We start from the raw sequence: 19313 nt of genomic DNA, 5'->3' as shown, positions 1-19313 counted from the left end.
TGGCACTCATCTTTTTTCATTCTCGCATTTGTTTCTGGACATGGAGCAGCGCTTTATCCATCTTTTTTATAAAGTCATATTTAAATGGGTACTTATCACCATTGTCTTTGGTATAACCAATATGTGCCGTTCTGCTTAAAACGACTCTGTCCTCGCGAAACTGCCGTACATTAATGTCGTCTCGTTCTTTTTTGACTGATTCGAATCCCATTAATGTTGATAGCCTGTCATTGACATAGCAATCTAAACGAAACTTAGATAACTTTTTTATATTAGTGAGAGTGTCTTTGTTTTCCCATATTTTAATTACCCCTTTTTCTCTTGCTAAGGCGAGCTCTTTATCTAGAATCAAAAAGCCTGCATTGATGCCAATATTGATGGGGGCTTTTTGAGTGGATCTGTTCAGTATATTATTGAGTGTTACTCCAGGGTTGCAAAAAGCAACAACAGCTTCCTCACCAAGAGGTACTGAGTAGGGCCATATATAAGGTCTCTTATCTTTGTGAATATAGGGCGGTAAGAGTGCAAAAGCTTCACCATTTTCCATAGCCGCAACACCACGCTTCCAAGGAATAGGCTCTAATATCACCTGATAATGGTTGGATAATCGCCTCGCCGCAAGTCTCACCTGCTCAATATAAATGCCATATAAATAACCGTTGCTTTCATAAGAATAGGGTGGGTAGCTATCATCAACTAAGATTGTTACGCGCGGTTTTATATCGGCACCTGCATCTAAGGGCCAAAGCGCACCATAGGCCAAAAGCATAACAACAAGCAAGAAAAGCATGGGACGCATCATAAATAGTGTAATAATTAAATTGAAGGCTGTCATTGATAACTTTAGGCAACTATGTTCGATATTACCAGTGGGAATAGTTGGCTGATTATAAGGAAAAGCCTGATTTTACACACAGCTACAACGCTGTAATGAAGCGTAATTTATTTGTATGTGCTTTAGGGTTACACTATAGGCAAGGAAAAGCGCTGTGATATAGCGCTTACTTGTCCTTAGAAAATTGAGTATTAAGAGAGGAATAGGTGACCCCATGGCTAAGCTTAAAGTAAAGGATTGTTCGGATGTGATCTACTTAAAGGCGTTCCATCGCTTTGGTAGGTTGACTTATTCTGTGGATACTCATGTTAGTGGTGTAGAAATCTCTCGTATACATGCTGTGATAGAGCATAACGGGGAAGCTTGGGAGCTTAGAGATCTGAGCAAAAATGGTGTTTGGTTAAATGGCCAGCGGATTGCCTACAACCAAGCGATACACCTTAAAGTGGATGATGAAATTACGTTTTCTGAGATGCATCCTCAAACTTTTATTGTTGACTCTATTGCACCACCAAAAGATTTGTTAATTCCATCATGTAATGAGCAACCAGATGAAGTGATCCCGCTGGAGAAATACCATTTCTTGCCATCAGAAACTGACCCTGAGCTGGTTGTTTTTTATGACAATGAAAAGTTATGTTGGTGTTACGAGCAGTTGGCTACAGGTAAAATTGTGCCTTTGACTGACAGTGATAATCTGTGTGTTGCCAATGAGCTTTGGTATCTATTCCAAGTTGAAGCTGCTTCTCAAGAAGCGACTATGCCAATTGATAAGGCGCATCAGTCTAGCTTAGAGTTTGTATTTGATATCAGCTTAGATGAAGAAATTACAGAGCTGAAAGTCAATCATAATGGGACATTACTAGATTTTGATGTCAGAACTCATCACTATTTAACCGCCTTATTAGCCCGTTACAAAGCAGGAGATGAAGCTGCTGTCGAAGAAGAAAATCAACGCGGCTGGGTCAGTGTTTCACAGTTGTCAAAGGATTTGGGGATCAGTGAAAGCCATATTAATATTCAAATCCACCGTGCACGCAAGCAGTTTGTAGATCTAGTAAATGATAAAAGCCTTGCTGAGCAGATCATTGAACGCAAACGCGGTCGAGTACGTTTTGGTGGAAAGCATTTTACGATTAAAAAAGGTTCACACACTGAGGCATCTTACGCAGGATTACAACTCGCACTATAATTGGAGCCTAAATTTCAATATTTCCAATGAGTCTGTATGAGACACTTTATTGCGTGGTTAGCATGCTTTTTTAGTTCAAGCCTTTTTGCTTTGGGTAATTCGGCTGAAATCGAATGGCATAATGCTACGCCTACAACGGCTCATAAAGAAGAAGTTCCGCAGTGGATCCGTCATGGTATTAATAAGACAGTATCAGCGCTTGGGGAACTTCCCAACAATTTAATTCCTGTATCTCTCTATTATATGAAGCATGCGAAGGAGCCAGTTCCTTGGGGGGAAATTGCCCGTGGAAAACTTGATGGTATTAAGCTGTATATTGACAAAGGTGCTTCGTTGGACTCTTTGATAGCTGATTGGACGTTATATCATGAGTTAGCGCATTTATATCACCCGTTTCTTGATAATCAAGATAGCTGGTTGGCCGAGGGGCTTGCAACTTACTTTCAGAATGTAATCATGCTTCAAGGAGGAATTATTTCACAGAGCGAATTTGTCGCGAGAATACAGGCTGGGCTTAGTCGCGGTGAGCGTGCGACTCGGCAGTTTTCCGGTCAATTATCTCAAATATCCAGTCAAATGTGGCAGTTAAAAGCACACCAGCGTGTATATTGGAGTGGTGTTGCTTTTTTTATCGAAGCAGAACTTAAATTGCAATCAGAGTGTGCTGATTGCAATATCGCAAAATTGCTAGCACATTATCAGCTCTGTTGCCGAGACAATTTAACATTAAATACCAGTCAAAATGCTACTGTATTCTTGTCATCTTTTGATAAATTAATTGAGAGTAAGTTGTTTGAGACGCTTTATAAGCGCTATAAAGCGAGACGAGACTTCCCTTTTATTTCGAAAAGCCATATCAACATGATATTGATGCGGTATGCAAAGTAGAGAGAAATGGAGCAGGTAAAGACATGCGTCTTTACCTACTAATATGGCTAAAGCCTAGCTTTTACATATTCACCCGGGGCATCATAAATACCAGGGTTTGCCTTAGTTTTAACAGCACGTGCTGGGACTTTTTCATCAGTAAACTGGGTTATCCATTTACCCCAATGATTCCACCATGAACCTTTAGTATGGTCTGCTTTTTCAAGCCAAGTATTGGCGTCACCTTGTGGTGCTGGACCTGACCAAAAACCGTATTTGTTGGCTTTTGGTGGGTTAATAACACCTGCGATGTGGCCAGACTCACCCAGTACAAAAGTTGTTTTTGCACTGGTGTATTGAAAGCCTTTAAATGTTGCTTGCCAAAGTGCGATGTGATCATCTCTAGTCGATAACGCATAGATAGGTTGCTTTACCTTGGCTAAATCGATTTTCGTTCCTCGGACCTCAACTTCTTTTGTGGCGATTAAGCGATTTTCTAGGTAAAGGTCACGGAGCATAAAGTTGTGACATTTAGCCGTGAGGTTGGTGCTGTCTCCATTCCAATATAAGAGATCTAAGTCCATTGGCGGTTGGCCTTTGAGGTAATTATTAACATAATAATTCCAATACAGGCTGTTTTCTCTTAGCATGCTAAAAGAGACGCCCAAAAGATGACCGTGCATGACGCCATTTTGTAAGTTATAGGCTTCTAGTGCAGATATAGTTCCTTCGTTGACAAATACACCAAGCTCACCTGGTTGAGAAAAGTCTAGAAGTGTCGTGAGTAAGGTTGCGCTTTTAATTTTTTGCTTCATGCGCTTTGATGTAAAGTATGCCATGGCCGTGGCCACCAGCGTACCGGCGATGCAATACCCTATGGCATTAACATACGCTTCACCAGTTTGCTTTTCTATTTCGTCCAGAGCAGCAATCACACCATCGACGACATAATCTTCAAAGCCAACTTCTGCCATACTCGGGTCTGGATTTTTCCAAGAAATCATAAATACAGTGTGACCGTTATCGACAGCCCATTTAACGTATGAGTTTTCTTCTTTTAAATCTAGAATGTAATATTTATTGACGTACGGCGGTACAAAAAGTAGTGGCGTTTTGTGTACTTGCTTAGTCGTCGCAGTATATTGAATTAATTCAAACAAGTGGTTTTGAAAAATGACTCTTCCAGGTGTTGTAGCTAGGTCTTTACCCAGCTCATAGGCGTTTTCATTGGTCATGCTGATCCTCAGCATATCGCCACTTTTTGCCATGTCTTTTTTAAATAATTCAAGTCCATTAATGAGGTTTTGGCCTTCGGACTCGATGGTTAACTTTAAAAGCTCTGGGTTAGTTGTAATAAAATTACTAGGAGAAATAGAGTTTATAACTTGCCTTGCAAAGAATTCGAGTCTTTCTTTTAATTTTTCATCTAAGCCAGGCGTTTGGCGAATTGAGTCAAGTAATGACTGGCCAAATAGTAAATAACTTTGCTTTATATAACTAAACCAAGGGTTATCTTGCCATTCATCGGCAAGAAACCTTTTATCACCGCGTTCTGTCGAAATGACTTCTTCGCTTGATGCATTGAGACTTTGTTCCCATGTTTGTTGAACAATTTTTAGTTGTTCTTGCCACCAGTTAATTTGTTGTTTTGCGAATAGCTCTGGTTGCTTAGTAATTTCTTTTGCCCATTGACCAAAGTCCTCAGCGCTTTGTTCATTAAGTGCTTTTTGAACTGGACTGTTATTAAAAAGGTTTTGTGAAAAAATACTGTAGAGATCTTGATTATACTGCCACCAAGCGGTCATGGTCTGAGTAAAATCTTTATTGTCGGTATCCATTTTATGCTTCCTAATCGGAGGTGTGACAGACGAGTTATTGCTTTAAAAGATGCGCTGCATGTGCTGTACAAACTTTTTAACGAGAGCGTGAGTCGACGTTGTTTATTGGCACATATATTCTCTAATACTCATACTCACAGATCGCGATGACCATATATAAGCTTGTCAGTGGTATTGCATTTGAATTAGGTAGATCAGCCTAGCAAAATTGGATTTCACTAGGCTGATATTAACGCATTATACTTTTGCCGCTTTAACAGTCTCGTTAGAGATGGTCTCTAGGTTGTCTTTAAACTCTTGACCTAATTGAGTTAACTTTTGACCGTCTTCGATAAGCTGCTGGCTTAGTTTATTAACTGCACTGAGCTGGCTTGCATTGAAGTCAATGAAAGACTTTACGTCTTTTACTTCAGCGGCAGTTTTTAGTTGTTCTACAGATGTCTCTGTGAATGAATGCGCTGCATCTAGCTGAATTTTCGCTAGTTGCTCGATATTTTTTGCAACTAGTTGGTTGAACTGAATTGCAGGTGAAAAGAATTTTTCGCTTTGATCAGTGATTGATTTAAAAAAGTCGTTGTACATGGCTTGCTTCCTATTGAGAGATAATCCGTTTAAAAATGCAATACCCATCTACTACAGAAAAGTTGCCTTTTCTAAATGGTATCGTTGAGTTTTTTAGTTCATATACAGGCCGCCGTTTAAGGCAAGCGTTTCACCTGTAATATATGCAGCGCCATCAGATGCTAAAAAGCTCACTGTTTCAGCAACTTCTAATGGTGTCGCTAGTCGTTGCATCGGCACTTGTGCCTTGATGCTTTCTAATACGTCTTCACGCATTTTTGCAACCATAGGGGTTTCTGTATATCCAGGTGCAACAACATTCACTGTTACACCTGCTCGTGCGCCTTCATAGGCAAGGGATTTACTAAAGCCAATCATACCAGCTTTGGCTGCCGCGTAGTTTGCTTGGCCAAACTGTCCTTTTTGACCATTAACGCTAGAGATGTTGATAACACGACCTGACTTATTGCTACACATGTGTGCAAACAGAGGTTGAGTCATATTGAACATAGAATTTAAATTTGTATCAATGACATCGTGCCATTGCTGCGCATTCATTTTTTTAAATGAAGCATCACGAGTAATACCAGCATTATTAACCAAAACGTCAATTTTACCGTGATTATCAATAACTGACTCAAGGCTATCAGTGCACGCTTGTGCGTCAGTCACATCTAAAAATAATGGTGAAACATATTTCGGGTTGATATTTGATTCATTGCACCAAGTATCAAAGTCTGCTTCGTTACGTCTAGGGCTTGCAACTGCAATAACAAAGTAATTATTTTCTACGAGCTTTTGGGTAATGGCTGTACCGATACCACCTAAAGCGCCTGTTACTACTGCTATTTTTTTATTTTCCATAATGTGCTGTTCCGAACATTAAGTGGCAAAACAACTGCACAACTAAGCCACGTATCGCTGAAGTGGTTGTATTCAGCGACGGGTTAAAACTAACGTTATTGTTCATGTCTAATGTGACGAATTAATAACTAATTTGTTTAATATAAAAGACAAATACTAATGATTTTGTATTTGTTTTAGGCACGTATTACCTAAACCGCTGCCATACTGCTCAATATTCAATTTTAGATTAGACTAAAAACTCAAAATTTAACAAGGTGAGTTGTCTAACCAATTGTCCAATCTCGCGTGCAGTAAGTAATAGTAGGTATTGGCATTTTCGGTATTAGACTAAAGGATAGTAGACGCTAATTATTTCAATCATGGTTTTATTTTCTATTAAAAATTAAGTGCTTATTGTTTTATTAGGTTGGTGATTTTTTTAAAAAGGATTTCTTCATTTGCAGATATATCGTCTTTTAATGATTTTTAAGATAGGCTATTTTGGTAATGCGTTTTTTCAATAGTTTTAGTTAGGAGTTTGCTGATGTTCAGTTCTGGGCGGTTTTTTGAGGTATTTCTCTTAAAAGTAATTTTGGTCACATCGCTTTGCTTTAGTGCTGTAGTCAGTGCAAATATTCAAGCTGTTAAAGCAAAAGAGTTGTTAATTAATCAAATGTCAGATGCTCCATATACGATTATCGATGTGCGTACTGTGGAAGAGTACGCTGATGGTCATATTAAAGGCGCGATAAATATTCCTTATGATCAAATTGAAGCGCAATCATTTCTACTCAATGAATTAAAAGATCAAACATTAGTGGTGTATTGCCGCTCTGGAAGGCGGGCACAAATTTTTGAAACCGCTTTATTTAAACGCGGGTTTAATTTGCTCCACTTAGAGGGAGATATTTTGGGTTGGAAGTCGCAAGGGCTACCACTGGTAAAGTAGTAACCCTGATAGTCAATACATTATATGAGAGATGCTAGCATCTCTTCACTATATTCGGTTAAAGGTTGCTGATTTTTGACTTTGGCAATGTAATCTGGATTGGCAATAAATGGTCTACCAATTGCGAGTAAATCAAAGCGGTCGGACTCTATTGCTGTTGCCCCTGTTTGTGGTGTAAACCCACCGACACCAACCAATGTTTTTTGATATCTTGCTCTAACATAGTCAGAAGCTCTGCCACCGAGGTGTTCGAACGTCATTTCGTCGTCGAATATCCCGATATGTAAAAAGGCCAAGTTGCGTTTTTCCAGTTCAGGTAATAAGTAGTCAAACACGGCTTTGTCTCGCACATCCGCAGCCATGTTGAAATACGCACCCGGAGATAGACGTAAGGCTGTTTTTTCATGGCCGATACGCGTCGCAATGGCATCGACGACTTCCAAAGCAAATCGGCTCATATTTTCGGGAGTCTCGCCGTATTGGTCGGTTCGGGTATTGCTGTCATAATGCAAAAATTGGTCGATGAGATATCCATTAGCGCCATGGATCTCAACACCGTCAAAGCCAGCATCTATCGCATTGGCAGCTGCCTGAGCGTAGTCTTCAACCAATTGCTTGATTTGCTCAACGGTAGCAGGAGTTGGCACTTGATAACTGAGCTCTCTCATACGCGGAACTGTTCCTTCAAGTCCTCGTGCACTTGGCGCTATGACAGTGTCTCCATCATAAAAGTAGGGGTGTGCCGTGCGGCCTGTATGCCATAGCTGCGCAAAAATCTTACCACCGTTATTGTGCACAGCATCAGTGACCTTTCGCCATCCATTGATTTGCTCAGGAGTAAATAACCCTGGAGTATTTGGGTACCCCTGGCCATCAGGTCGGATAATAGTCGCTTCAGAAATAATTAATCCAGCTTCAGCTCGTCTTGCATAATATGCGGCCATATCATCTGTAGGGACGAGTGCATCGTCTGCCATACAGCGTGTAAGAGGCGCCATTAATACGCGGTTTTTTAATGAGATAATGTCGTTTAATTTATAGGGTTGAAATAAGATGTCTGTCATGGGTTGTCGTTCTCTTTATTTTGAATGTTTATTCAAGATAGCTTTATTTGAACGATCATTCAAGAGAGTTTTTGAACATTTGTTCAAAATTGTTTAAGATACCTATAAATCCCCTCATGGAGTTATTAATGAGAAGCGCAGAGTTTGATAGAGAAGCTGTTCTAAGAGCCGCTATGAATGCATTTATGGAAAAAGGCTACAATAAAACCAGTATGCAAGATTTAAAGCGCGCTACAGGGCTTCATCCAGGTTCTATCTACTGTGCATTTGAGAATAAAAAAGGTTTATTGCTTGCGTCATTAGAACAGTACAACTTGGACAGAAGCGACGAGCTACGCGCTATTTTTCGTGATCAGAGTGATGCATTAAGTGGATTACAAGCGTACTTAGACAGTATTGTTGCTGAGTGTGTCAGTGGCGACCCTACCCAATCATGTTTAAGTCAAAAAGCCATTAATGAAATTGCTCAAACAGATGAGCAGGCACAGGCAGTTTTAAGCCAACAGTGCATCATGTGGCAAAGTTTTATGAAAGACATATTTATACAAGCTGAAAAAGAAGGCGCGATAAAGGGAGAGCGCTTGCCTGAGCAGCGAGCACAAAGTTTAATAGTTGGTATTTATGGACTTAGGACATTTTCCCAAGCTCAAAAAGATGCTGATGTAATTGCGACTCTAGCTAACCAATTATTACGTGATGTTTGCCGTTAACAGCCGTATTTGAAGCCTCTGTATGCACTGTATATATTTGATAATAATGCTAAATACGTTCAGATAGTCAGAGAAAGAAAGTGTGTATTTAGGTACATTCCATTAGACATTATTACTAGCTTGAAAGACTAGCTCTGTTGAAGACTTTGGTATAGTCTATGAATTCTTGTGATTATTAGTTAATTAATTGGAAATCATGAAGATATGGAATATCAGTTTTCTAATGCAGTGTTAAACACTCGAAGTCAAAGCTTCGAAGTAGATGGGAAAAAGGCGGTACTTGAAGATCGCACTTTTAAGCTACTTGCTTATTTAATTGATACCCACCCTAAAGTTTGTTCTCAAGAAGAGCTGGTAGCCTACTTATGGCCTGATTCAGTTGTTTCCCCATGGTCACTACCTCGTTTGATCTCTGATACACGAAGTCTATTAAGGCGATTAGGTGTAAAACAAGATGTTATTTTTACTGTGCGTGGACAGGGTTACAAGTTTAATCCTGAAGTCACAATTCTCAGTGCAAATGATACTGCTCAGCTTGAGTTAGCAATACTGCGAGCAGAGCAAAGATCTGATGGTGCGCATTTAAAATTTTGGATTGGTGTGACTCTGCTGATGTGCTGTGTATGCATATGGCTAGTAGTTAACCATGGGTTTGATCATGAGCAAAATATGAGCTTTAAGGCCAGTGAACCCGTTGATGCCAAAGGGAGAATACTGTGGGTTGATGATAACCCTAAAAACAATGCAAAGGAGCAGGGATATTTTCTTAAAAAAAAGATAGGTGTTTATAACACAACATCAACACAAGAGGCGCTATTGCTGTTGAGTATGTATGAATATACGGTCGTTATTTCAGATATGGGCCGTGAAGGTGAGCCTTTAGCAGGGCTAAAGCTTCTCCGAGCGATGCGTGCTGTCGGAAATAATACGCCATTTTATGTATATACTTGGGTTGATTCAGATCAGCAAACAGAAGTGATTTTATCAGCAGGTGGTCAAGGTGTCGCGACTAAAAAGCGTGAGCTTTATAATTATGTATTGCTGCATTTTAGTGATGAAAAAATGTAGTGAAAAACATTAACTGATTGATTTGTTTGCTTTTCAATTTATTTCAAAGCGATTCAAGGGACAAATTCATGCAACTATGTCAACGTTTAATTGCTGCTCTCTTACAGCAAATGTCTTGGCCTTAACATTAGTACCGTGGTGGGTGCTGTAGATGTTAAGGCCGTTTTCTTTTATGATTGCAACAACAAGTGCGTATATCTTCCTATTGATGCATAGGGCTCTGCTCTGTTGTACTGCAGTTCAAGGGCTAAAAGCGCCTCAAATTGGTCTTCTGCTTTTTGCAGCTCGCGTAAATAATCGTGAAAACAACGCACGCCCGTTTTACTAATCGTTTTGAGAGATAGCTCGGCTAACCAAAGTTCAACCTGCTCACTTTCCAGTGGCTGATTTGGACTAAGTCCCACTTTTTGTTTAACTTTCAATCCGCTCGCTACGTAGTCGAAGTTACCATAGACCATGTTTGCCAAACGCTGCGCAGCTTTATTAAAGTACATAAGAGATAATACGCTATTAGGCTTTAAGCAATTTTTTAATATGGTTAATGCGTGTTGCTGCTCAACTATCCACTCTAAAACTGCATGACAGAGCACTAAATCAAACTGCCCAAGGTCAAGTGCTGGGATATCTTGTAACTGAGCATGAATGAAGCTCATCTTATTGATAAGGTTTTCACTTTGAGCACGTTCTTTGGCGAGATCTAACATAGGCTCAGATACATCTAGTAAAGTCACGTGATGGCCTCGCTTAGCAAGGTAGAGCGCAAGTTGGCCTTGGCCTCCACCAACATCAAGTATTCTGAGCGCTTTGTCTGTAAAGTGATGGCTCAATAGCTCGTCTAAATCACGTTTGAGCACGGCTTCACGAATTTTGCCCTTGGTTGTACCGTAGATATTATTTTTAAACTTACCTGCAATATCACAAAAGTGACGATCTTGAGGACTAGGTTTATGTTGCTTTTTTGCCATGATGGCTTAAACCGGGTTATTAATATCGACAAACTCAACATCAAGGTCGTATTTGTCAGCCAAGTATTCCCCTAAGGCTTTAACACCGTAACGCTCAGTTGCATGGTGTCCAGCTGCAAAAAAGTGAATGCCTTGTTCATTAGAACTATGGATGGTTTGCTCGGATGCTTCACCTGTTAGGTAGGCATCAATGCCTTGGCTAGCCGCTAGATCAATAAAGCTTTGACCGCCGCCTGTGCACCACGCAATCGTTTCAATCTTGTGCTCACCAGCTTGATTCATTAGTGGTGCTCTATCTAATTTATTTTCTATTAGCTGCGCAAATTCATCGGTTGTCATCGGGGTTTTTAGTTTTCCTTTAACAGCGACACTGCTCTTATTCCACGGCTCCAGTGGACGCTCTACAATCAGGTCTAGGAGCTGACCAAGTTGTGCATTGTTGCCAAGCTCTGGGTGTACATCAAGCGGTAGGTGATAAGCCAGTAAATTAATATCATGTGCAAGTAAACTTTGAATGCGACGCTTTTTCATGCCAGTAATTGGCTGGTCTTCACCTTTCCAAAAGTAGCCATGGTGCACTAAGATTGCATCGGCTTGCTTTTCTATCGCAACATCTATTAGCGCTTGGCTGGCAGTGACACCGGTAATTATCTTTTTGATCTCTGACTTACCTTCAACCTGCAAACCATTGGGGCAAAAGTCACTTATTTGAAAAGGTTTGAGTAATTCTGTGAGTTGGTTAACTAATTTTTTGCGCTGCATAATGACCCCGAAATGCGATAAAAACGCATAGTTTAGCGTTTTTTTGACGGAAGAAAAGCGTCATATTTCAATCCGTGTCTCGGGAAAGTTTAGGGCAAAGTTGTGCTTTGCCAATATTAGGCTAGTTTTAGTTTCATACACATCGCTTTGGAGCAACAATAATGGCGGTTAAGGGAATTCCTCAAGGGTATCATGCGATCACGCCTTATTTAATTGTACAAGGCGGCGCTGACGCCATTCATTTTTATCAAAAAGTATTTAATGCGTCATTGGTTATGCAGCTCAACATGCCAGATGGATTAATCGCGCATGCTGAACTGAAAATTGGCGACTCGCATATCATGATCAGTGATGAATGCCCGGATATGCATTTCAAGGGACCAAAGGAGTTGGGGGGAACTTCGGTTTCTTTGATGCATTATGTAGAGGATGTCGACTTTGTTTTCTCACAAGCTTTGGCAATGGGGGCAAAAGAGCTCAGAGCTGTTGAAGATCAATTTTATGGTGATAGAGCAGGTACATTAGAAGACCCGTTCGGACATGTTTGGACAATTGCAACTCATATCGAAGAGTTAACCGAAGCAGAGTTGCAAGAAAGGATGAGCGAGTTTATGTCTAAACAGCAAACGCAGTGATGCCCTTAAATTAAGCCCCACAAGAGGGCTAACAGTGCCTGTGTTAGAGGTTAATCTTGTCTTGGGTGTTTAATTCGAAATCGCTACTGTCATGTCTTTGGTGAAGCTGTTCGCTTGGTTCACCCCATGTGCGATTGACCATGCGCCCACGCTTGACTGCAGGGCGTTTTGAAATTGATTTAGCCCAGCGTTGAACGTGAGTGTATTCTTGTACATTTAAAAACTCTGCCGCCTCATACAGCCCGCCTTCAACGAGTACCCCATACCAAGGCCAAATAGCTATGTCAGCGATGGTGTATTCATCGCCACACATATAGGCATTGTTTTGTAGGTGATTATTTAACACATCTAGTTGTCTTTTTACTTCCATGGTGTATCGGTCGATGGGGTATTGGTATTTTTCCGGTGCATAAGCATAAAAGTGTCCAAATCCACCACCTAAAATGGGTGCTGCTCCCATTTGCCAGAATAACCAGTTAAGACACTCGGTGCGAAGCGCGAGAGATTTAGGAAGAAACTCAGAGAATTTTTCTGCCAGATATAGCAAGATTGCGCCAGATTCAAATACTCGAATAGATGGCGTTTGACTGTTATCAATTAGCGCAGGGATTTTTGAATTGGGATTAATGTCGCAAAACCCAGAGGAGAACTGATCTCCTTCCATAATATCAATTAAAAAGGCATCGTATTCTGCTCCTGCGATACCTTTCTCGAGTAGCTCTTCGAGTAAAATGGTGACCTTAACGCCATTAGGGGTCGCTAAAGAATAAAGTTGGAGCGGGTGCTTGCCAGTGGGCAAAGTTGTTTCGAATCTGTGTCCTGCTGTTGGGCGATTTATATTGGCAAATTTTCCGCCGTTACCTTCTTGCCATTGCCAAACTCGTTCTGGTGTATAAGTAGTTTTTGTCATCACCTTTCCTTTTATTCGTTGGTTTTAATCTTCTAATGTGGACCGTGGTCAGCGCGTTTTTAATTCAGTTGCTCAATATTAGTGTTGAGTCACATGCACAGAACACAATAACTTTAGTTGACTTTGTTATGTTTATGGAGCCAGTTAATCGCTCATCCGGCAGGTATTTTGAAGATAATACAGATAGCTAAAATGCTTTAGTCCATTATTTTTACTATTTCATTACATTGAGTGTAATTCATGTGATTTTTTTAAAAGTAATAAATTCAGACTAATAGCGCTTATAAAAAGAGAAAGTTGGGTGGGTTATACCTTTAATTGTGCGTAGTTAGTATTTTCTAGTTCCTAAAGCGGGTTGTGTTTTACTTTATATTAGGTACATTGGTGTTAATAACATTTTTGATTTTGTTAACTTATTTGAGGGCCTATAGCAATGTACAAAGCTTTTCGTTCAATATGCGTGCTTTTGACAATAAATTGCGCTTTTTTTTCTCACGCTGATGACAGCGCTGTCTCTTCACAAGCAAGCCTTAGTGAACAGGTGACTGAGCGACGTATTGCAGGTCTGTGGCATGACGTTAACAACAGCAATTTCGCGAATGGTCATTTAATAGTGTCACAGCAAGGGAATGAGGTGTTTACTGCACATTATTTGGAGTTTAAAGGGGCGCCGTTTGTAGAGCATGGCAATGGTGTACGTGAAAAAGACACTATCACGGTGAAGGTTCAGGTAACGCAACAAATTCCGGGATGGACAACTGAAGGTGTCCATACGTTGACGCTGTCCGAGGACGGACAGTATTTGATAGGGGAATATGCTTCAGGGGGAAGTAAGGGTCCGCTGAAGTTTAAAAAAGCAGGTAGATAAACCTGCGTAGCAATAAAAACATGTTGAAGGATATAAAATGAAAACATCAAACAAAAGGGCATTAAACCGGGTTAAGCAGGCGTTGCTTCTCTCAGGTTTTTTCACCTCTCTTTCTACACTTGCAGCAGCTCCAGGTGCGCCAAAAGTAGAATGGATGGTTGAAAAACATAGTTTAGTTACAATCACAGATTCACTTGCATATAAAGACGTTTTAGTTGCGCCAAGTGTTGATGTTTCTGTGCCTTGGTCAAAGTGGACTGGGGAAGCTGGTGAAACAGTTAAAGTATTACTTGATGGGCAGGTAGTCCACAGTCGTGTGTTAACAGAAGTAGGCAGCTCGCAATCGGGTGTAGAAACGTTAACATTTACCAAAGGTGGTAAATTCAACTTAACGGTACAACTGTGTAATATTGATGGCTGTAGTGACAGCACTAATAGTAAAGTTCTTGTAGTTGCAGACACTGCGGGTAGCCATTTAGATCCTTTGCCAATGAAAGTGAACGACCCGCGTTTTCCAATCGAGATGACTAACCGATCTTACGTTAATACAACGGGTAAAGTCGTAGCGGCATACGCTGCAGAGTGGTCTGTTTATCGTGTTGAAGGGATGGATTACTACATTGATAATATTCCTGCGGAAAACCTGACCCATATTTTTTATGGATTTGTTGCGATTGCTGGCCCTAACGAGTCGTTCAAAAAGGAAAATCCGACAGGCTATGACACCTTTCAACGCGTTACAGCCGGTCTGAGTGATTTTGAGCTTGCGCCACCTGATCCTTGGGCGGCTTACATGAAGCCTGTTGGTGATCAAGTAAATCAAGATGCAATCAAAGGCAATTATGGTCAGATGATGGCACTCAAGCAGCGTTATCCTGATCTCAAAATTATCCCATCTATCGGTGGTTGGACGCTATCTGATCCATTTTATTTCATGGCAGACGACGCTAAGCGTAAAACATTTGTTGAGTCTTGCCGTCAGTATTTAAGAACATGGCAGTTTTGGGATGGTATTGATATCGATTGGGAATTCCCAGGCGTCGCAGCAGCAAATCCGAACTTAGGTTCTCCAAGTGATGGTGCGACATACATTAAGTTGATGAAAGAGCTTCGAGCGATGCTTGATGAAGAGGAAGCGCGCACTGGTCGGAAATATGAACTTACTTCGGCGATTAATGTCGGCTTTGATAAGCTTGAGAAAGTAAATTACGGTGAAGCGATTAAGTATATGGACTATATCTTAATGATGTCCTACGACTATTTCGGCGCATGGGATTTAGAAGGCCTAGGTCACCAAACTGCAGTATATCCTTCAGATTTCAAACCTTCAGATGTGCGTACCACACAATATAACCTGAAGACGGGTATTGATTTACTCAAAGCGCAAGGCGTACCGGGCAATAAATTGATCGCAGGTATTGCTATGTATGGTCGTGGTTGGACTGGTGTTGAACATACGCCTGGTACACACCATATGCAAGGTAAAGCGACCGGCCCTTCAGCACCGGCTGATGCATTTAAGCTAGAGCCTGGTACCTTGATGTATGCCAACATTGCACAGTGGGCGAAACACCCTGACTGGGAGTATCACTATGATACGGTTGCACAAGCACCTTACATCTATCGACCTAGTACGGGCGATCTGATTTCTTACGATGATCAAAAGTCGATTAAGGCAAAAGGTGAACTTGTATTCCAAGAAGGTTTAGCAGGTATGTTTGGTTGGGAGATCGACACAGACAATGGCGACATTTTAAACTGGATGCACGAGTCGCTTGGTCACCCACTTGTAGATGGTTCTAACCGTGCCCCTGTGGTCAATGCTGGCGCGGATCAAAGTGTGTTATCAGGGTCTGTGGTTAAACTGGCAGCGACGGCGAGTGACGCAGATAACGATGCACTTTCTTATCAATGGCAGCAAGTATCTGGTCCTGCGGTTACTTTAGGTGTCACTAGTGCATTGAACCTAGAATTTGTCGCGCCTGATGTTGTAGGCGAAGCAACAGTAACTTTGCGCTTTAGTGCTAACGATGGCAAAGGCGGAAATACTAGTGACGAAGTTGTGATCACGGTCCGAGACAGTATTGTAAACACGCCTCCGGTGGTAAATGCAGGCGCAGACCAACAAGTTGAATCAGAAACAGCGAGTGTAGTGTTAGATGGTAGCGCAACATCAGATGCTGATGGTGATGTTTTAACATATACATGGTCTCAGGTTTCTGGCACCGCAGTTGTGTTGGCTGGTGCAGATACTAATCAAGCTAGTTTTGCAGCGCCTCAAGTATCGCAAGCAGAGCAATTAGTATTCCAGTTAAGTGTATCTGACAATGGTGTTGATAACTATACTGATACAGTAATCGTTACAGTTACACCAAAAGGCGCCGGTGGTCATCCAGCTTATGATGCTCAAGCGGTTTACAACACCGGCGATCGAGTTAGTCATTTTGATCAAGAAGTGCAACAAACACTTGTTTGGGAAGCTAAATATTGGGTTTCTGGTGTTGAGCCAACGCGTTTTGCTGATGCATGGACCTTGATTAGTCAAGCTGAATTTCCATGGCATGTTGATGTTGCTTACAATGCAGGTTCAGAAGTGAATCATTGTGATGCCGCTAACCTATGTGCACGTTATAAAGCATTGTGGTGGACCAAAGGTGATGAACCAGGTAAAAGCAGTGCGTGGCAAAAACTCTAATTGAATTTTGTGTGGGCTGACTGTCCACACTCTGACCCATAGGAAAAGATTTAAGTGAGATCTTTTCCTATCCATACTACCTTTCCAATGATCTCAAGTTGCTCCATCTCATCAGGCTTTACGACCTGCTCAACATATTCTTTATTGTCACTGATGAGCCTTACAGAGCCATCTAGGTATTGTTGCAGACGTTTCGCGTATAGCTCTTCTCCGAGTCTAACCACATAAATTAAGCCTTCACTGAGCTTTTTGTCACTTAAATCGACTAAAATCGTATTGTTATTATGAATGGTCGGTTCCATAGAATCGCCTTTAGCAAAAACAACGGCTAATTTACTCTTTTCAAGGTTTTTGTATTCAAGCCATTTTTTTCGAAATGCGAGATGTCTTGAAACTTGAGTTTGGTCATTAAATGCACCGTACCCTGTGCTTACAGATACGTGGTAGCCGGGAACCAAAACAAATGCATCATTAAATTCATCTAATTTTACGACTGGGTGTAATGACTCCACATCATCGACATTACTTTCTGTGCCAGTGATAAGCCACAATAGATTTACTTGTGCTTCATTAGCTATTCGTTCAATGATGCTCAGTTTTGGGTCTTCGCCTTTTAAAATGCGACGCAATGTGCCTTCAGAAACATCAATTTTTGACGCAAACGCCCTGATACTATGTGGTTTAATCGCTTCCTCGACTCTGTCAGCTAAGGTATTGAGGTAATTTACTCCGTCCATAATGGGTTATATTTCCTATATCACATCTGTTTAAGCGTCATGTCAGGCATTATAAGGAGCTTTAAAAATAAACTCAATGCAATTTTTTACGCAGGAATAAATTCATTAGTGGTTGTGGTGCGTAATATTTTGAATTATACTTATTAAAAAATTACGCATTCGAGCTTTTTACAGGTTCAGTATGCATTAATTACGGTAAGTTATAACAGTTAGTAGGGCACCTGCGGGTGCAGACGTACTCACTTGCGTAAAAAAATAAGGAAAGTGAACATGGCCAAACACCTTACATTCAATACTCAAATGAAAACTCGCTTATCTCAACACTTAGTATCTGCTCAAACTAGTGCTGATATGAGCCCTCAAGCAACTAAGTTAATTCGTACCCCAAAAGGTGCGCAACTGTTAAAGTATGCAAGAAAGTGCAGGGGATATACGCAGGCTGAATCCGCGGCCTGCTACGGTATTGAAGAACGAACTTTAAGGCGATGGGAAAACAATGAATATAATCCTCGATGGAATGATGTGATTTCATTGATTGAAGATGTTTATCTGATGGACATTACTCAAGTAATTGAAGGGGTACGAAACGACCCTGAGTTAACTGCGTAAGATATGACGCGTTCAAAAACGAATTTCAATCTCTTCATTTATTACGCACTCAAGGGAAGTGCGTAATAATAAGTTATAAACAGGGTTGTACTTTGCAGTTAAATGAAACGGATGCATTGGTGATTTTTAAAATATTGATGATGATTACTTGTGGATTACATAGGAATGCTTGTGTGTGATTATGAGATGCTTTTTATTAACTAATTATCTTAAAAGGGTACTCACTTAATAGGTTAAAAAATTTAGATAAATTTTCAGTTTTTATGATTCTTGTAATGACCATTGTGCTATTTGTATTGGAATAAATTGACTGATAGCTTTTAGTCATCAGGTAGCTGAGTATGTAGTACAGACTATGCGGGTTTCTCTCAATGAAAAGGAAATTGTCATGTCTTTATCTAAACTTTCGATTGTATTTTGTACGTTATTGACAAGCTTGAATGCGGCTGCACTTGCGCAAAATATTGCTGACGAAGATGGCTTTGAACGTTTAACACACTATATTGATGGGCCTGTGAGCCATGTTCTGATCACCAGTGAACATGCCCATAAATTAACGCTCAATGTGCAGCTTAGAGATGAGTTCAGCCGCTGTTACAACGCCAATGTTTATTCTAACGAAACCCATAATAACCTCGCTAATTTGAGTCTATCTGTGGATGTGGATTCTACGCAGAGTTTGACATTAGAGGCAGATTTGAATGATGAAAATGCATTGCAGGCTTCCAAAACGGTTCATATAAACTGCCTTGATGGCGATGGCATCGATTACAATGTGTTGGTTAATGTACCGGGTGCTCCAATTGTGGATTGGCAGGTAACACTAGAGCCCGAAGGTAAGTTTATTTATCAGCCATATTCATACGGCTACCATTCCGCATATCGTATTCGCAGCAGCTTAAGTGTGAATAATCAAAACACACAATCTTATTGCTCAACAGTAGCGAATCGAGGCGTATCATTAGGTCTGTTCCATGGGGAAGATCGCAAAGGGCCATTTCACTCAGATGTGTTTATTAAAAATGACGTGTTAACAAATCCTGCGCATCAGGTTTTGTATCAAATTATTGAATGTGAAAATGCGGCGGGTAAAACCATGGTTGTTAAAGTATTTAACCTAACAAACCCTAATATCATTCACCTATGGGAAGACCAAGTGATTGTAAAATAGAAGAATAGCCACAAAAAAAGCAAGCTCAGGA

19 protein-coding genes are annotated in these 19313 nt (G+C 40.7%); 10 read left to right on the top strand and 9 right to left on the bottom strand.

Features of this window, described 5'->3' with window-relative positions:
* Window positions 1-16: 16 nt before the first annotated feature.
* Entirely contained in the window at window positions 17-790 is a 774-nt protein-coding gene (locus tag QNM16_RS07800) for a transporter substrate-binding domain-containing protein (RefSeq protein WP_284019989.1), read from the bottom strand.
* A 259-nt stretch (window positions 791-1049) separates the two neighbouring features.
* On the opposite strand from QNM16_RS07800, the gene QNM16_RS07795 reads away from it, so the two are divergent.
* On the top strand, window positions 1050-2027 hold the full coding sequence (locus QNM16_RS07795) for an FHA domain-containing protein (RefSeq protein ID WP_284019988.1): 978 nt from the start codon (window positions 1050-1052) through the stop codon (window positions 2025-2027).
* 36 nt (window positions 2028-2063) lie between these two features.
* The gene (locus QNM16_RS07790; protein WP_284019987.1) at window positions 2064-2915 is read left to right on the top strand and encodes a M61 family metallopeptidase; all 852 of its coding nucleotides are present in this window, start codon (window positions 2064-2066) and stop codon (window positions 2913-2915) included.
* 47 nt (window positions 2916-2962) lie between these two features.
* On the opposite strand, the gene phaC is transcribed toward QNM16_RS07790, so the two are convergent.
* The 3 genes from phaC to QNM16_RS07775 all read right to left on the bottom strand — a co-directional run bounded on the left by phaC (window position 2963) and on the right by QNM16_RS07775 (window position 6157).
* Complete coding sequence (phaC, locus tag QNM16_RS07785) at window positions 2963-4732, bottom strand: class I poly(R)-hydroxyalkanoic acid synthase (protein WP_284019986.1); 1770 nt, start codon at window positions 4730-4732, stop codon at window positions 2963-2965.
* A 237-nt stretch (window positions 4733-4969) separates the two neighbouring features.
* The gene (locus QNM16_RS07780; protein WP_063361852.1) at window positions 4970-5314 is read right to left on the bottom strand and encodes a phasin family protein; all 345 of its coding nucleotides are present in this window, start codon (window positions 5312-5314) and stop codon (window positions 4970-4972) included.
* Between the two features lie 93 nt (window positions 5315-5407).
* Entirely contained in the window at window positions 5408-6157 is a 750-nt protein-coding gene (locus QNM16_RS07775; RefSeq protein ID WP_284019985.1) for an SDR family oxidoreductase, read from the bottom strand.
* A 526-nt stretch (window positions 6158-6683) separates the two neighbouring features.
* Here QNM16_RS07775 and QNM16_RS07770 point away from each other — a divergent pair.
* Window positions 6684-7088, top strand: a complete 405-nt coding sequence (locus tag QNM16_RS07770; RefSeq protein WP_284019984.1) for a rhodanese-like domain-containing protein — start codon at window positions 6684-6686, stop codon at window positions 7086-7088.
* A gap of 20 nt (window positions 7089-7108) precedes the next feature.
* On the opposite strand, the gene QNM16_RS07765 is transcribed toward QNM16_RS07770, so the two are convergent.
* Complete coding sequence (locus QNM16_RS07765) at window positions 7109-8152, bottom strand: alkene reductase (RefSeq protein WP_284019983.1); 1044 nt, start codon at window positions 8150-8152, stop codon at window positions 7109-7111.
* 128 nt (window positions 8153-8280) lie between these two features.
* Here QNM16_RS07765 and QNM16_RS07760 point away from each other — a divergent pair, with 128 nt between their 5' ends.
* Complete coding sequence (locus tag QNM16_RS07760) at window positions 8281-8862, top strand: TetR/AcrR family transcriptional regulator (protein WP_284019982.1); 582 nt, start codon at window positions 8281-8283, stop codon at window positions 8860-8862.
* A 204-nt stretch (window positions 8863-9066) separates the two neighbouring features.
* A complete protein-coding gene (locus tag QNM16_RS07755) occupies window positions 9067-9930 on the top strand; it encodes a winged helix-turn-helix domain-containing protein (RefSeq protein WP_284019981.1) in 864 nt (287 codons plus the stop codon).
* A gap of 170 nt (window positions 9931-10100) precedes the next feature.
* On the opposite strand, the gene QNM16_RS07750 is transcribed toward QNM16_RS07755, so the two are convergent.
* Window positions 10101-10895: a methyltransferase domain-containing protein gene (locus QNM16_RS07750; RefSeq protein WP_284019980.1), complete on the bottom strand. Its 795-nt coding sequence runs from the start codon at window positions 10893-10895 to the stop codon at window positions 10101-10103.
* Window positions 10896-10901: 6 nt separating this feature from the next.
* Complete coding sequence (locus QNM16_RS07745) at window positions 10902-11657, bottom strand: Nif3-like dinuclear metal center hexameric protein (protein ID WP_284019979.1); 756 nt, start codon at window positions 11655-11657, stop codon at window positions 10902-10904.
* Window positions 11658-11818: 161 nt separating this feature from the next.
* On the opposite strand from QNM16_RS07745, the gene QNM16_RS07740 reads away from it, so the two are divergent.
* A complete protein-coding gene (locus tag QNM16_RS07740) occupies window positions 11819-12292 on the top strand; it encodes a VOC family protein (protein ID WP_284019978.1) in 474 nt (157 codons plus the stop codon).
* Between the two features lie 43 nt (window positions 12293-12335).
* Here the strand turns inward: QNM16_RS07740 and yghU are convergent, their stop codons facing one another.
* Entirely contained in the window at window positions 12336-13202 is an 867-nt protein-coding gene (gene yghU, locus QNM16_RS07735; protein ID WP_284019977.1) for a glutathione-dependent disulfide-bond oxidoreductase, read from the bottom strand.
* 466 nt (window positions 13203-13668) lie between these two features.
* On the opposite strand from yghU, the gene QNM16_RS07730 reads away from it, so the two are divergent.
* Both QNM16_RS07730 and QNM16_RS07725 read left to right on the top strand, forming a co-directional pair.
* Window positions 13669-14070, top strand: a complete 402-nt coding sequence (locus QNM16_RS07730; protein WP_284019976.1) for a hypothetical protein — start codon at window positions 13669-13671, stop codon at window positions 14068-14070.
* A gap of 37 nt (window positions 14071-14107) precedes the next feature.
* The gene (locus QNM16_RS07725; RefSeq protein ID WP_284019975.1) at window positions 14108-16765 is read left to right on the top strand and encodes a glycosyl hydrolase family 18 protein; all 2658 of its coding nucleotides are present in this window, start codon (window positions 14108-14110) and stop codon (window positions 16763-16765) included.
* Between the two features lie 50 nt (window positions 16766-16815).
* On the opposite strand, the gene QNM16_RS07720 is transcribed toward QNM16_RS07725, so the two are convergent.
* Window positions 16816-17502 (bottom strand): XRE family transcriptional regulator, encoded by a 687-nt coding sequence (locus QNM16_RS07720; protein ID WP_284019974.1) that lies wholly within the window; start codon window positions 17500-17502, stop codon window positions 16816-16818.
* Window positions 17503-17772: 270 nt separating this feature from the next.
* Here QNM16_RS07720 and QNM16_RS07715 point away from each other — a divergent pair, with 270 nt between their 5' ends.
* Both QNM16_RS07715 and QNM16_RS07710 read left to right on the top strand, forming a co-directional pair.
* The gene (locus tag QNM16_RS07715; RefSeq protein WP_284019973.1) at window positions 17773-18111 is read left to right on the top strand and encodes a helix-turn-helix transcriptional regulator; all 339 of its coding nucleotides are present in this window, start codon (window positions 17773-17775) and stop codon (window positions 18109-18111) included.
* A 388-nt stretch (window positions 18112-18499) separates the two neighbouring features.
* On the top strand, window positions 18500-19282 hold the full coding sequence (locus QNM16_RS07710) for a hypothetical protein (protein ID WP_284019972.1): 783 nt from the start codon (window positions 18500-18502) through the stop codon (window positions 19280-19282).
* Window positions 19283-19313: the final 31 nt, after the last annotated feature.

It is taken from the genome of Pseudoalteromonas umbrosa, from assembly GCF_030125375.1.
GTDB classification, from domain to species: Bacteria; Pseudomonadota; Gammaproteobacteria; order Enterobacterales; family Alteromonadaceae; genus Pseudoalteromonas; species Pseudoalteromonas umbrosa.
Note: the sequence above shows the minus strand (reverse complement) of the source record. Positions and strands in the feature narration are given on the sequence as shown.